The organism is Streptomyces sp. NPDC101152 (assembly GCF_044768275.1).
Classification (GTDB): Bacteria; Actinomycetota; Actinomycetes; order Streptomycetales; family Streptomycetaceae; genus Streptomyces.
The window spans coordinates 431,851-444,990 of record NZ_JBIWPO010000002.1 but is presented as its reverse complement, the minus strand read 5'-3'; the positions used below and the strand labels follow the sequence as shown (position 1 = coordinate 444,990).

Below are 13,140 nucleotides of genomic sequence, written 5' to 3'. Positions count from 1 at the left end.
TACGACGATGAGGCTCAGCCGTTCCGCTGGACCTACGACGGCACCCCACTCAAAGCCGCATGACCCCCGCAAGATCAATGCGGCGCTGCACTAGTTGTTGCTGCTCACCGTGAAGTGCAGGGTGTCCTTGAGGAACGGGATCTGCAGCCAGGGGTGGGGCTGCACCATCATCGCCAGCAGCACGATCACGAGGCCGAGGCCGCCGTAGGTGACGATGTCGGTGAAGCGGGAGCGGACGGCGAGCATGCCGACGTCGGGCAGGACCCAGCGCAGCACGGCGCCTGCCAGCAGGGCGCAGCCGATCAGCAGGGTGCCGTAGCGGAAGGCGTCGAGCGCGGTCAGCAGCAGACCGAGCCCGACCAGGGCGAGCACGGCGAGGATCGGCCACTGCCGCGCGGGCGCGGGGGCGTCACGGGGAGCGGCCCGGCCGCCGCCCTCGGGGCGTGCCGTGTCGCGCGTGAAGATCGGGAAGCGGCGGGTGGTGCGCCGCGGCCTGCCCTCGGCGTCGGGCGCGCTGATCGCGTCCCGGACGGTCTGCTCGGTCCGGTGCGCCCGGCTCCTCGTGCCGTTCGCGCCGATCGCCTCGCGCACCGCCGCCTCCGCCTGCTTCTCCGGGTCCTGCGCCGCGGCCGCCCGCCGGGAGTCCCGTGCCTCAGCCGACACTGCGCTCCGCCGCCTCGACCACGTTGACGAGCAGCTGGGCGCGGGTCATCGGGCCGACGCCGCCCGGGTTCGGGGAGATCCAGCCGGCCACCTCGGCAACCCCGGGGTGGACGTCGCCCACGATCTTGCCCTCGGCGCTGCGCGAGACCCCGACGTCGAGGACGGCGGCGCCCGGCTTGACGTCCTCGGGCCGGATCAGGTGCGCGGAGCCGGCGGCCGCGACGATGATGTCCGCGCGCCTGAGGTGCGAGGACAGGTCCCGGGTGCCGGTGTGGCACTGGGTCACCGTGGCGTTCTCGCTGCGCCGGGTCAGCAGCAGCGGCATCGGCCGGCCGATGGTGACACCGCGGCCGACGACCACGACCTCGGCGCCCTTGATCTCGACGCCGTACTGGCGCAGCAGGGTCAGGACGCCGTTCGGGGTGCAGGGCAGCGGCGCCGGCTCGTTCAGCACCAGCCGCCCGAGGTTCATCGGGTGCAGCCCGTCCGCGTCCTTGTCCGGGTCCATGAGCTCCAGGATCCGGTTCTCGTCGATGCCCTTGGGCAGCGGCAGCTGGACGATGTAACCGGTGCAGGCGGGGTCGTCGTTGAGTTCCCGTACGACCGCCTCGATCTCCTCCTGCGTGGCGGTGGCCGGCAGTTCGCGCTGGATGGAGGCGATGCCCACCTGGGCGCAGTCGCGGTGCTTGCCGGCGACGTACTTCTGGGAGCCGGGGTCGTCCCCGACCAGGATCGTGCCGAGGCCGGGCGTGACGCCCTTCTCCTTCAGCGCCGCCACGCGGGCGGTCAGGTCGGACTTGATCGCGGCTGCGGTGGCCTTGCCATCGAGAATCTGGGCGGTCATGCCCCCATCCTCGCGGATGACCGCCCCCCGGTTCCAATCCGGGTGGCACCCCTGCGCACGTCCATGATCAGCCACATTGCACTTGCACAACACATGCGATTTCCGGCTGGACAAGCCACACGGGGGTGAAGAAGCATGAACGGCGCAGTATCGCGGTTCGTGTTCGGGGGGCAAACCGCTCACATCGTGTGATTCCTCCGCGCAATCCGCATCGTCCCCGCATTGCAACGGAGGAAACCGGCCATGAGTTTCGGCTCGCCCAACAACCCGTACGGTCAGCCGCAGAACCCGCAGAATCCCCAGGAGCAGCCGGGTTACGGCTACCCGCAGCAGCCCCCGCAGGGAGTCCCGCCGCAGCAGCCGTACGGCTACCCGCAGCAGCAGGGCCAGCCCGGCCAGCCCGGTTACGGCGCCTACCCCCAGCAGCCCGGCCAGCCGGGTTACGGCTACCCGCAGCAGCCCGGCTACGGTTACCCGCAGGGCGGCGGCTACCCCGGCGGGCCGGTCCCCAACGTCGCCTCGATGGGCCGCCGCTTCGGCGCCCGCGTCATCGACGGGCTGATCATCGGCGTGGTCTACATCGTCCTCACCTTCGCCGGCATCGCGGGCGCGGCGAACTCGGTCAAGAACTGCGACCCGAACGCGGCCGACTACCAAACCTGCATCAACAACGCCAGCGCCGACTTCGTGGCGAAGTTCGGCGCGGTGTTCGGCGTCATCATCGTCGCCAGCCTGCTCTACGAGGTGCTGATGATCGGCCTGCTCGGCGCGACCCTGGGCAAGATGGCCGTCGGCCTGCGCGTGGTGAAGGCCGACACCGGCCAGAAGCCCGGCGTGGGCTCGGCGTTCATCCGCTGGGTCATCCCGCAGGTCGGCAGCCTCCTGTGCGGCATCGGCGCGCTCCTGGTCTACCTGTCCCCCTTCTGGGACAAGTCCGGCCGCCAGCAGGGCTGGCACGACAAGGCGGCGAGCACGATGGTCATCCAGAACTGACCGTCGCCCCTCTTGCCTCAGTGAACAGTTCACACCAATAAACGCCGAGGGCCGTGTCTCACCCTTCCGAGGGGGACACGGCCCTGCTGCATCGCCCTGGCGGCCTTCTTCGTTCACGCCACCGAGGCGGAGGTGGAGGTCACCTCGCACCAGACCACCTTGCCCCGCCGCCCGCCCCTGGCCGAAGGCTGCCATCCCCACAGGCTCGAACAGGCCCGCACTAGCGCCAGTCCCCGCCCCTCCTCGGCCTCCCCGAGCCGCTCCAACGCCCCCGGCGGCTCAGGCGGCCCGGGATCGGCGTCCCACGCCCCGATCCACAACGCCCCCGCGGCCCAGGACACCCGCAGAGCAGCGGGCCCCTTCGTATGCCGCACGGCATTGGAGACCAGCTCCGCTGCCAGCAACTCGGCAACCTCCACGAGCCCGATGAGCCCGTGCAGGGTGAGGATCAACCGGAGGGTACGGCGACTGACGGTGACCGCACGGAGGTCGTTCGGGATGTGGAGGGAGTACTCCCAGGGTTCCGCTTCGCTTTCGGACATGCGGCAACTCCGTTGGTGTGGTGGGGTGTTCGGTACGCCGGGCGGTGGCAGTGCCGCGGCCGTCATGGCAGGACGGGGCGGTGCGCTTCCGGGGTCCCGGTTCCGCAGGGTGTGCTTCGCGTCACCGACGGTAGATCTAAATCTATAGATGAGGCAAGCCGATCGCGTAATCTGACGCCGAACGAGTCGCGCCGACAGGCGTGTTGAACCTAGGAGCGGTCGAGACTCTTGAGGCGCGAACCGACGGCACGCCAGGCACGACTGGCGACCGAACTGCGCAGACTTCGCGAAGCGACAGGCCTCAGCGCCCGCGAGGCAGCGGCGCTGCTCAGCGTGAGCCCGGCCCAGATCACCCACATCGAATCCGGGCTCGCGGGCGTGAGCGAGAAGCGGCTGCGCCTGCTGGCGGCCAACTACTCGTGCACCGACGAAGAATTGATCGAAGCGCTGTCGGCCATGGCGACCGACCGAACTCGCGGCTGGTGGGAGGAGTACCGCGAACTCCTCCCCACTCCCTTCCTCGACCTCGCGGAGCTGGAGCACCACGCCACGTCCCTCCGGGAGGTGCAGTTCCTGTACATCCCCGGACTGCTCCAGACAGAGGAATACGCCCGCGCGGTCTACGACTACCGAGTCCCCGAACTCCCCACCGCTGCACTGGAGTTGCGCGTCCAGCACCGCATGCAGCGCAAGGTGATCCTCGCTGGCCCAACTCCGACCCCGTACAAGGCCGTCATCCACGAGGCGGCACTCCGCATCATGGTGAACGACCGCTCCGCCTCCCGAGTCCAGCTCGTCCGCCTGGCCGAAGTCTCCGAGGCTGATCACCTCACCGTCCGCGTCATCCCGTTCGACCTGGAGGGATTCGCCGGCGCCACGAGCGCCATGACCTACGCGGAAGGCGCCTTGCCCAAACTGGACACCGTCGTACGCGACGGCCCGCATGGCGCCGCCTTCATCGACTCCGAAGCCCAGCTCGCCGCGTTTCGAACGCTCTTTCATAGAGTGGAGGCCGTGTCGCTGCCCCCTGACCGGTCGCGCGACTTCATCCACAGGCTGGCGAAAGAGTTGTGAGGCACCGATGGACACCCTCGGCGACTGGCGCAAGTCGTCCTATTCCGGGCCCGGCGACGGTGACGCCTGCGTGGAGATAGCCAACTCCCCCACGCACACAGCCGTCCGCGACTCGAAGGACGTGACCGCCGGTGTCCTCACCTTCCTCCCGGGTCCCTTCACCACCTTCCTCAAGGCCCTGAAAACCCAGCCCATGGACACCGAACGCCCCGCCTAACCCGCTTCCCTCACCTTGGCGTAAGCCGAAGCCGCCGACACACACTCGACCCGACCCTTCCCGGCAGGAACGGCCTGCTCCAACCGCTGCAGAACACCGAAGGCGTCCACATCACCCACCCCGTGCCTCCGCAGGTCACGCAGAGTGGCGTCGACGACGTCCACGAGACGCGAACGCCCTTCCATGCAGCGCGCCAACGCATCGAGCACCTGCTGATACTCCTCAGCAGGCCGCCCGCCCCCATCGATGGCGGCGAGCTTCTGCGCAGGCCCAGGCGCCGCCGTGGCCACAGCCAGGGGGCGCTTCGATTCCCCACCCGCCACAGGCGTTACGACAACCGAGGTGCGGTGCGCGACATCACCCCCGCCTCCGGAAGTCGTACAGCCGACGACGACCATGACGGCGACCAGCGCCCCGACACCACCGGCGACCTTCTTGCGCTTACTCGACGGCACCTTCAGAAGAATCCCCCCACACAGAGAATGGCTGTCAGGCTTCGCGGTGCCCCAGTCACATGGCTGATCATCGAACGGTTTCCCGCCACTCGGTCATTACATCTTGGGACTCATCCATGGCGGGATCCCGACTTCCGCCAGGTGCGTGGGCCGGGGACCGGTCTGCGCGAAGTGGCACATGGGCGCAGTACCAGGCCCGCTTGGCGCCTGCTTGCTCCGCCTCCGTGCCGGTCCGTAGATAGTCGAGCAGTGCGGTCATGACTCGACGGCGCCCGAAGGAGTACACCGCTGGTTCGACGAACCAGCGGCAGAAGCTGGGGTCCGGGTCGTACACGGCTGCGGCCACCAACGGGGTGAAGAACTCTTCGGGCAGGCGGGTGCGTTCGAGCAACGGCTTGCGCACAACATGGGCCAGGTGCCGTGCGCGGCCGGCTTCCGGCACGTCGGCCGCGTTCCCGAGATTCATCAGCCGCGCCACCTCAGTGACGCATGACAGGAAGGAGCGTGTAGCTGGCTTGTCGTGCTCTTCGTCGGCCATGGCGGCATTCTGGACCGGCTGAGGGTCGAGGAGGTACGGGCCGTGGTTGCCAGCGTCGGATGGGCGGCCGGGCAATGCGGGGATGGCTGCTGGGTCGAGGCTGACCCGTCGCAGGGCCTTGAAGGTGACCTTCAGCAGGGCGTTCGCACGCTCCGCATGCCGTGCACGCCGCGGATCACCGCATTGAACGTCCGGTCCGGCTCGGTGAGTTCGCCGCTCTTGGGCTTCTTGACCGGGTGGCGGAACCCATTGCCGATGTTCTCGTAGCCGAGGTCGGTCAGAGCGGGGATGCCCAGGCTGGCGGGGAGCCGATTGAGGGGGCGAATCAGACCTTGGGCGCGGGCGCAGGTGGTGTTGTGCTCGCGGTCGCGCGGATCGGCGACACCCACAGCGGCCAGCAGTCCGGGGCCGCGATGACCTTTGGCGGCGGCCACGCGGTCGGTGTGGATCACCGCGCCGTCCAGGTTGAGGTCGGTGCAGCCGGCCGCCGCAGCGTGTTCCAGCGCGGTGGCCAGATCGGGTGCAAGGCCGGCGAGGGCCGTCGGCCCCTCGTGCAGGTAGCGCCAGGCGGCGGGGGCCGCTATGCCGTTGTCCCGGGCGAGTTGGACGAGCCGCACGCGGTCACGCACCGCAACGCTCGGGTTTTCTGCGGCGACTTAACCATGAGGCAGCAAGGGAGAATCCCGCCTGACACGCAACGCAACGGCGCCCCCACACCGCTCAACCGGTGTGAGGGCGCCTTCACTTGCGCGCTGATGGGTTACGTCAGTGGAAGAAGTGCCGCGTCCCCGTGAAGTACATCGTCACGCCTGCCTTCTTCGCGGCCTCGACCACCAGTTCGTCGCGGAGCGAACCGCCCGGCTGGGCGACCGCCTTGACGCCCGCGGCGGTGAGGACCTCCAGGCCGTCGGGGAAGGGGAAGAAGGCGTCCGAGGCTGCGTAGGAGCCGCGGGCGCGTTCCTCGCCGGCCCGTTCGACCGCCAGCTTCGCGGAGTCGACGCGGTTGACCTGGCCCATGCCGACGCCGACCGAGGCGCCGTCCTTGGCGAGGAGGATGGCGTTGGACTTGACGGCGCGGCAGGCCCTCCAGGCGAAGGCCAGCTCGGCGAGTTCGGCGGGCGACAGCGGCTCGCCGGTCGCCAGGGTCCAGTTGGCGGGGTCGTCGCCGTCGGCCTGGAGGCGGTCGGTGACCTGGAGGAGGGCTCCGCCGTCGACCGGCTTGAGCTCGACCGGGTTCGAGGGCGCGCCCGCGGCCTTCAGGACGCGGAGGTTCTTCTTCTTGGCGAGGGCCTCGAGGGCGCCGTCCTCGTAGTCCGGCGCGACGATGACCTCGGTGAAGATCTCGGCGACCTGCTCCGCCATCTCCTTGGACACCGGGCGGTTGACGGCGATGACCCCGCCGAACGCCGACAGCGGGTCGCAGGCGTGCGCCTTGCGGTGTGCCTCCGCGACGTCCGAACCGATCGCGATGCCACAGGGGTTGGCGTGCTTGATGATCGCGACGCAGGGCTCGTCGTGGTCGTACGCGGCACGGCGCGCGGCGTCCGTGTCGGTGTAGTTGTTGTACGACATCTCCTTGCCGTGCAGCTGCTCGGCCTGCGCGAGGCCGCCGGTGCCGGAGACGTAGAGCGCGGCGGGCTGGTGCGGGTTCTCGCCGTAGCGCAGGGTGTGCGCGCGCTCCCAGGTGCCGCCGAGGAAGTCCGGGAACGGGGAGTCGTCGACGGGGGCGTAGGACGACGCGAACCAGCTCGCCACCGCCACGTCGTACGCGGCCGTGTGCTGGAAGGCCTCCGCCGCGAGGCGCTTGCGGGTCGCGAGGTCGAAGCCGCCGTCGCGGACGGCCGCGAGGACGTCGCCGTAGCGGGCGGGGCTGGTGACGATGGCGACCGAGGGGTGGTTCTTGGCGGCCGCGCGGACCATCGACGGGCCGCCGATGTCGATCTGCTCCACGCACTCGTCGGGCGTTGCGCCGGAGGCGACGGTCTCGCGGAACGGGTACAGGTTGCTGACGACCAGGTCGAACGGCTCGACGCCCAGCTCCGCCAGCTGCTCGCGGTGGCTCTCCAGCCGCAGGTCGGCGAGGATGCCCGCGTGCACCCGGGGGTGCAGGGTCTTGACGCGGCCGTCCAGGCACTCGGGGAAGCCGGTCAGCTCCTCGACCTTGGTGACGGGGACGCCCGCGGCGGCGATACGGCCGGCGGTGGACCCGGTGGAGACGAGCTCGACGCCGGCCTCGTGCAGGCCGCGCGCGAGGTCCTCGAGGCCCGTCTTGTCGTAGACGCTGACGAGCGCCCGGCGGATCGGCCGCTTGTTGGTCTCGGCGTTGGCGGTCACTGGATAACTACCTTTCGTCCCTCAATGCGATAGCCGTTGCGGGCGAGCCGCCCCACGACATCGACGAGCAGCCTTCGCTCGACTTCCTTGATGCGCTCGTGCAGAGCGCTCTCGTCGTCCTCGTCCCGGACCTCCACCACGCCCTGAGCGATGATCGGTCCGGTGTCGACGCCGTCGTCGACGAAGTGGACGGTGCAGCCGGTGACCCTGGCGCCGTACGCGAGCGCGTCGCGCACACCGTGGGCTCCCGGGAAACTGGGCAGCAGTGCGGGGTGGGTGTTGACGAACCGTCCGCCGAAGCGCGCGAGGAACTCCTTGCCCACGATCTTCATGAACCCGGCGGAGACCACGAGGTCGGGTTCGTGTTCGGCCACGGCCTCGGCGAGGGCGGCGTCCCACTCCTCGCGGGTGCCGTAGTCCTTCACCTTCCGCACGAAGGTGGGCAGTCCGGCGCGCTCGGCCCGCGCGAGCCCCTCGATGCCCTCACGGTCCGCGCCGACGGCCACGATCTCGGCGCCGTAGCCCTCGACTCCGGTGGCCGCGATCTCGTCGAGGAGCGCCTGCAGGTTGGTGCCGGATCCGGAGACCAGCACGACGAGGCGCTTGACCACGGGCTTGGCGGCCACGGTGGGGCCCTTTCTCGGGGGTACGTCGGGTGCGGTTCTGCGAGCGGCCGGACGCGCACGCTGGACGAGCACGGGCTTTGTACATTCGTACGAATGCTTCGCGCCCCGGGATACGGGGAAGTCTACGAAGCGGCCGACCGTCAGCAACGATACCGGCACATGCGGCGGCCCCCACGGGACGGGGGCGTGGCCGGAAGGTAGCGTCTGGGAGGAGCCGACCCGGGAACGCGCTCGCCGTGCGATGCGTTCACGGGGTGAAGGCTCCTGCAGAACCAGCCGTAACCGCCCACTTCGTCACGTTCGCCCAGTCCTCGAAGTCACCGAAGTCAACGAAGCCAAGTCACCAAGGGGAAGACGCTCTCTTGATGTCGGACCGCAGTCTGCGCCTCCTTACGCTCTCACCGCTCCCGGCACAGGGAGGGGAGCGGGACGCCGTGCTGCTGCGGGAGCGGCCCGCCTCCCCGCCGGACGCGCCGTCGGACCGCGAGCGCGGCGACGAACAGGACGGCGACCGCAAGGACGACAACCCGTTCGCCCCGCCGCCGGAGGGCACCCCCGACCGCCCCTGGCAGCCGCGCCGGCCGGCGAACGGCGACGACTCGTCGCGCGACGACTCCCGCTCCCCGTGGGGCAGCCAGTGGAGCGACCGTCAGCCCGGCCGCTCCTCGGGCGGCTTCGGTGAACGCCCCGGCGCCCCCGGCCCCGAGGGCCCCGGCGGCAACGCCCCCAACCAGGGCATGCGCTGGGACCCCACCGACCCCGCCCAGCGCCGCGCGCGCTACGCCCTGCTGAGCGGCATGTGGGCCTTCTTCTTCGCCCTCTTCAGCTGGCCGTACGTGGCCCTGCTGCTCGGCGCCCTCGCCCTGTACTGGGGCGTCAGCGCCCTGCGCGCCAAGCCCCGCGAGAACCCGGGCACGGCCCCGGCCGACCAGACTCCCCGCCCCCACGTCACCGCGGCGGTGACGGGCCTGGTCACCGCCACCCTCGCCATCGCCCTGATCGCCGCGGGCTTCACGGCCCAACTGGTCTACAGCAACTACTACACCTGCGTGAACGACTCCCTCACCAACGAGGCCAAACAGTCCTGCGACCAGCATCTGCCGAAGGAACTGCGGGGGTTGCTGGGGGCGAACGGCTGAGCCCATCGCCACTTCTCGACGCCGGCCAGCACGATGCAGCCCTTCCGGGTCGAAGGGGCGGCAGCCCCTGGGGACGGGAATGGGTAAGGGCGGCGGGGGCGAAACACCCGTTCAGCCCTGCTCAGGCGGTTCCGGCAGGTCCGGCCGCTCCGGCGGTTCCGGCAGGTCCGGCCGCTCCGGCGGTTCCGGCCGCTCCGGCATGGGATCGGCCGGCAGAAAGTCGTACAGCTCGTCCCGCTCGTAAGACACGGACGGAGACGGCACCGGTGACGAAGACGCCTCCGCAGCCTTCCGAATCCCCAGCCACGCCCCGACCGAGCTCACCCATCCACGCAGGCCCCCGCCCCGGGCCGTTTCCTCGACCGACTCCGGCGGCCCCGTCCTCGGCGCGACAACCTCCCGCTCACCCCCGCCGACGGGCACCCCCTCCCCACCGTGCCCACCCCGACCGCGGCCCCGCCACCCCCGCACCGCGAGCGCCGTAGGAACGGCCACCACCAGCACCCACCCCAGCGCCGCACCCCCCGCCTCCCACCACACCGGCCCGAACCGCGCCAACGCCGCGACACCGAGCCGCCCACCCGCCAACCCGGCGAGCACAGCGACCCCGGCCGCACACAGCACGGCGGCCAACGCGGCCGTACCGGCGGTCCCGCCCAGCGACCAAGGGGCGGCAGTGCCCCCGCGGCCCTCGACGGCCGCTCGCGCGACTTCCTCGGCGTCCCCGTCAGCGTCCTCCTCCCCCCTCACCCACCCGGCCCCCACCAGCCCCACGAACCACCCCACCACCACTCCCCCCACCACCGGCACGATCCCCGCGGCCCAGGTGGCCCACCACCCGTGCCCCGCGTCCGGCACGGCCGCCAGCAGGGGGAACGGCGGCAACAGCGGCGCCGGTGCCGACGACAGCGGGCCGACGACGTGCCCGGCGCCCAGGAGGAACCCCGGGCCGAGGGAGTAGGACGCCCCCCACACCGCCGCGTTGGGCAGCAGCGCCAGACAGAGCAGCAGGACCGCGAACCGCCCCGACCACCCTTCCGTCAGATGCAGAAGGACCTCACGCGCCGCCCCGCCGTGCCACACCAATGACGCACCCACCAGCAGCGCCCCACCCCCGACGAGCACCGCCACCCCGGCCCTCGCCGCACGCACCGCGACCGCCCATCGTTCGCGCGCCCAAGCCCCGAACGCCAGCCGCCGCAGCCCCGCCGGGAGCAGCAACAGCACGCCGTCCACGGGCTCGCGCGGGCGGCCGTACGCACTCCAGACGCCCGCCCCGGCCGCCGCCGTCACGACGAGCGGCAGGCAGATCGCCGTCCACGTCCAGGAGGGCCGCAGATCGCCCCCCGACGCGTACACGGCGGCCGCCGCTCCGACGCCGAGGTAGCCGAGGACGACGCCCGCCCACGCCGTACGCCCCGGAACCAGCGGCGCCGGCCCCTCCTCCTGATCCCCCTCCACCGCGTCCCGCGCCGCCCGGTGCACCAGCCACACCGGTAGCGCGAGCAGGAGCAACGGCGTGACACCGACCGGTGCGGGAGCACCGGAGAGCGTGTCGGTCCGGACGAGTTCCGCGCCGTGCGCGAGCAGCCACAGCGCCGCCGCGACGTGCAGCGCGCCGCCCGGCCCGCTGTCGGGGTACGGCGAACTGATCCACAGCATGATCACGAGGACGGCGAACACACCGAGCCCGAGCCCGGCCGCGACCGCGCCGCCCAGAAGGGCGGCAGCCAGCCCGGGCGATCGGTCGCGCAGACGCAGGAGCAGGGACGACAACGACGTACGGCGAGCGGTCAGCTGGGTCACGAGCGTCATGCTCCCAACGACACCCGCTTGACCGTCGTAACAGGCGAACCCCCGACGTGTCGCTCAATATATGTTTATGTACTTTTTCGTACGAGGGGGCGCCCAGTGACGCAGCCTCAGGAACGGGAGTTGTCGGCACCCCTGACGCCCGCTCAGGCCTTCGACGCGCTCTACGCGTACTGCGCCCCCGCCCTCGTACGGCAGACCTACCTGCTCACCGGCCGGCGCGAACTCGCCCGCGAGTCGGTGGAACGGGCCTTCCAACTGGCCTGGCAGCGCTGGCCGGAGGTGGCCCGCGACCGGGACCCGGCGGGCTGGGTGCGCGCGACGGCGTACGACTGCGCACTCTCCCCCTGGCACCGCTTCCGCCCCCGCCACCGCCAACCGGAGCCCCCACCGGCGAACGCCCCCGACCGCGCGCTCCTGTCCGCGCTCCTCAAGCTCCCCGCGCCGTACCGCCGCACACTCGTGCTGCACGACGGGGTGGGGCTCGGGTTCGCGGAGACCGCGGCGGAGACGGAGGCCAGCACTCCGGCGGCGGCGGCCCGTCTGCTGCACGCCCGCGCGGCCGTCGCCGCCCAGGTACCGGAGCTCGCCGACGCGGCGGAAGTCCACCGCCGTCTGGTCGCTCTGGCCTCCACGGAACGCCTGCGCGCGCCCCAGCCGCCGACGGTCCGCATCGGTGGCGAGCGCAGGACACGCTTCTGGACGCGGACCGCCATCGCCTGCACGGTCGCACTGATCGGCGCCACGACGTTCACCCTGCGGACGGCTCCGACGCATTACGAGCCACCCGTACCGCTCGGCGTACAGGTGGAGGGACTTCCGCCGCGGATCGCCCAGGGACCGCTGTCGGACGAGGAGACGGAACTGCGCGACAAGCTGCGGAGGGAGGCGGTGCCGGGACGGGGGCGGCTGGTGCCTCTGAGCCGGTGAGGACAGACGATGGACCCGCCCCCACCCGGGGAACGGGCCCGTCAACCGTCACCGAAGGACCTCAGACGCTGAGGATCTCCCGGGCCAGCTTCGCCGTCTCGGTCGGGGTCTTGCCGACCTTGACGCCCGCGGCCTCCAGGGCCTCCTTCTTCGCCTGCGCCGTGCCGGAGGAACCGGAGACGATCGCGCCGGCGTGGCCCATCGTCTTGCCCTCGGGCGCGGTGAAGCCCGCGACGTAGCCGACGACCGGCTTGGTCACGTTCTCCTTGATGAAGGCCGCGGCCCGCTCCTCGGCGTCGCCGCCGATCTCACCGATCATGACGATCAGGTCGGTGTCGGGGTCGTCCTGGAAGGCGGCCAGCGCGTCGATGTGCGTGGTGCCGATGATCGGGTCGCCACCGATGCCGACGGCCGTCGAGAAGCCGATGTCGCGCAGCTCGTACATCATCTGGTACGTCAGCGTGCCGGACTTCGAGACCAGGCCGATACGGCCCGGCTTGGTGATGTCGCCCGGGATGATGCCGACGTTCGACTGACCCGGGGTGATGATGCCGGGGCAGTTGGGGCCGATGATGCGGGTCTTGTTGCCCTTCTTGCCGGCGTACGCCCAGAAGGCGGCCGTGTCGTGCACGGCGATGCCCTCGGTGATCACGACGGCCAGCGGGATCTCGGCGTCGATCGCCTCGTCCACCGCGGACTTGGTGAACTTCTCCGGGACGAAGATGACCGAGACGTTGGCGCCGGTGGCCTCGATGGCCTCCTTGACGGTGCCGAAGACCGGTACCTCGTTGCCGTCGAAGTCCACGGTGGTGCCCGCCTTGCGCGGGTTCACGCCGCCCACGATGTTGGTGCCGTCGCCCAGCATGAGCTTGGTGTGCTTCATGCCCGTGGCACCGGTCATGCCCTGGACGATGACCTTGCTGTCCTTGTCGAGCCAGATAGCCATGGTGTGTTGTGTCCTCGTCCTGAGTGC

General features: G+C 70.9%; 14 protein-coding genes and 1 pseudogene. 5 read left to right on the top strand and 10 right to left on the bottom strand.

Translation table 11 applies throughout. The annotated features are described in order from the left end of the window. Positions 1–90: 90 nt before the first annotated feature. Together ACIRVK_RS04655 and ACIRVK_RS04650 are read right to left on the bottom strand one after the other, a co-directional pair. Positions 91–663, bottom strand: coding sequence for a DUF3017 domain-containing protein (locus tag ACIRVK_RS04655; protein ID WP_404243887.1), 573 nt, complete (start codon positions 661–663; stop codon positions 91–93). Beyond that, complete coding sequence (locus ACIRVK_RS04650; RefSeq protein ID WP_404243885.1) at positions 653–1,507, bottom strand: bifunctional methylenetetrahydrofolate dehydrogenase/methenyltetrahydrofolate cyclohydrolase; 855 nt, start codon at positions 1,505–1,507, stop codon at positions 653–655. The genes ACIRVK_RS04655 and ACIRVK_RS04650 overlap by 11 nt, the downstream gene beginning before the upstream one ends. 243 nt (positions 1,508–1,750) lie before the next feature. Here ACIRVK_RS04650 and ACIRVK_RS04645 point away from each other — a divergent pair, with 243 nt between their 5' ends. Beyond that, positions 1,751–2,500: an RDD family protein gene (locus ACIRVK_RS04645; RefSeq protein ID WP_404243882.1), complete on the top strand. Its 750-nt coding sequence runs from the start codon at positions 1,751–1,753 to the stop codon at positions 2,498–2,500. 113 nt (positions 2,501–2,613) lie between these two features. Here ACIRVK_RS04645 and ACIRVK_RS04640 read toward each other — a convergent pair whose 3' ends face one another. Next, positions 2,614–3,042 carry an ATP-binding protein gene (locus ACIRVK_RS04640; RefSeq protein ID WP_404243880.1) on the bottom strand — a complete coding sequence of 143 codons (429 nt, stop codon included), beginning with the start codon at positions 3,040–3,042 and terminating at the stop codon, positions 2,614–2,616. Positions 3,043–3,270: 228 nt separating this feature from the next. On the opposite strand from ACIRVK_RS04640, the gene ACIRVK_RS04635 reads away from it, so the two are divergent. Together ACIRVK_RS04635 and ACIRVK_RS04630 are read left to right on the top strand one after the other, a co-directional pair. After that, a complete protein-coding gene (locus ACIRVK_RS04635) occupies positions 3,271–4,116 on the top strand; it encodes a helix-turn-helix domain-containing protein (RefSeq protein WP_404243878.1) in 846 nt (281 codons plus the stop codon). Positions 4,117–4,123: 7 nt separating this feature from the next. After that, positions 4,124–4,333, top strand: coding sequence for a DUF397 domain-containing protein (locus ACIRVK_RS04630; RefSeq protein ID WP_404243876.1), 210 nt, complete (start codon positions 4,124–4,126; stop codon positions 4,331–4,333). Here ACIRVK_RS04630 and ACIRVK_RS04625 read toward each other — a convergent pair. The 5 genes and pseudogenes from ACIRVK_RS04625 to purN form a co-directional block, all read right to left on the bottom strand. After that, positions 4,330–4,788, bottom strand: a complete 459-nt coding sequence (locus ACIRVK_RS04625) for a hypothetical protein (protein ID WP_404243874.1) — start codon at positions 4,786–4,788, stop codon at positions 4,330–4,332. The two genes, ACIRVK_RS04630 and ACIRVK_RS04625, sit on opposite strands and share 4 nt — an antisense overlap. A 67-nt stretch (positions 4,789–4,855) precedes the next feature. Then, the gene (locus ACIRVK_RS04620; RefSeq protein WP_404243920.1) at positions 4,856–5,326 is read right to left on the bottom strand and encodes a hypothetical protein; all 471 of its coding nucleotides are present in this window, start codon (positions 5,324–5,326) and stop codon (positions 4,856–4,858) included. Between the two features lie 81 nt (positions 5,327–5,407). Beyond that, positions 5,408–5,949: pseudogene (locus ACIRVK_RS04615) on the bottom strand (transposase family protein); the annotation flags it as partial. A 142-nt stretch (positions 5,950–6,091) separates the two neighbouring features. Continuing rightward, the gene (gene purH, locus ACIRVK_RS04610; RefSeq protein WP_404243872.1) at positions 6,092–7,660 is read right to left on the bottom strand and encodes a bifunctional phosphoribosylaminoimidazolecarboxamide formyltransferase/IMP cyclohydrolase; all 1,569 of its coding nucleotides are present in this window, start codon (positions 7,658–7,660) and stop codon (positions 6,092–6,094) included. After that, complete coding sequence (gene purN, locus ACIRVK_RS04605; protein ID WP_404243870.1) at positions 7,657–8,286, bottom strand: phosphoribosylglycinamide formyltransferase; 630 nt, start codon at positions 8,284–8,286, stop codon at positions 7,657–7,659. The genes purH and purN overlap by 4 nt, the downstream gene beginning before the upstream one ends. Positions 8,287–8,651: 365 nt before the next feature. Between purN and ACIRVK_RS04600 the strand changes: the two genes are divergently transcribed. After that, positions 8,652–9,425, top strand: coding sequence for a hypothetical protein (locus ACIRVK_RS04600; protein ID WP_404243868.1), 774 nt, complete (start codon positions 8,652–8,654; stop codon positions 9,423–9,425). Between the two features lie 111 nt (positions 9,426–9,536). Here ACIRVK_RS04600 and ACIRVK_RS04595 read toward each other — a convergent pair whose 3' ends face one another. Next, entirely contained in the window at positions 9,537–11,240 is a 1,704-nt protein-coding gene (locus ACIRVK_RS04595; protein ID WP_404243866.1) for a DUF6350 family protein, read from the bottom strand. 96 nt (positions 11,241–11,336) lie between these two features. Here ACIRVK_RS04595 and ACIRVK_RS04590 point away from each other — a divergent pair, with 96 nt between their 5' ends. Continuing rightward, entirely contained in the window at positions 11,337–12,167 is an 831-nt protein-coding gene (locus ACIRVK_RS04590; protein ID WP_404243864.1) for a sigma factor-like helix-turn-helix DNA-binding protein, read from the top strand. Positions 12,168–12,228: 61 nt separating this feature from the next. Here the strand turns inward: ACIRVK_RS04590 and sucD are convergent, their stop codons facing one another. Further along, entirely contained in the window at positions 12,229–13,113 is an 885-nt protein-coding gene (gene sucD / locus ACIRVK_RS04585; protein ID WP_404243862.1) for a succinate--CoA ligase subunit alpha, read from the bottom strand. Between the last annotated feature and the right edge of the window lie 27 nt (positions 13,114–13,140).

What these genes read in the sequence shown, in the direction of transcription:
- ACIRVK_RS04650 (WP_404243885.1), bottom strand. Translation starts at nt 1,507, where the DNA reads ATGACCGCCCAGATTCTCGATGGCAAGGCCACCGCAGCCGCGATCAAG.
- ACIRVK_RS04645 (WP_404243882.1), top strand. Translation starts at nt 1,751, where the DNA reads ATGAGTTTCGGCTCGCCCAACAACCCGTACGGTCAGCCGCAGAACCCG.
- ACIRVK_RS04640 (WP_404243880.1), bottom strand. Translation starts at nt 3,042, where the DNA reads ATGTCCGAAAGCGAAGCGGAACCCTGGGAGTACTCCCTCCACATCCCG.
- ACIRVK_RS04630 (WP_404243876.1), top strand. Translation starts at nt 4,124, where the DNA reads ATGGACACCCTCGGCGACTGGCGCAAGTCGTCCTATTCCGGGCCCGGC.
- ACIRVK_RS04620 (WP_404243920.1), bottom strand. Translation starts at nt 5,326, where the DNA reads ATGGCCGACGAAGAGCACGACAAGCCAGCTACACGCTCCTTCCTGTCA.
- ACIRVK_RS04600 (WP_404243868.1), top strand. Translation starts at nt 8,652, where the DNA reads ATGTCGGACCGCAGTCTGCGCCTCCTTACGCTCTCACCGCTCCCGGCA.
- ACIRVK_RS04595 (WP_404243866.1), bottom strand. Translation starts at nt 11,240, where the DNA reads ATGACGCTCGTGACCCAGCTGACCGCTCGCCGTACGTCGTTGTCGTCC.
- sucD (WP_404243862.1), bottom strand. Translation starts at nt 13,113, where the DNA reads ATGGCTATCTGGCTCGACAAGGACAGCAAGGTCATCGTCCAGGGCATG.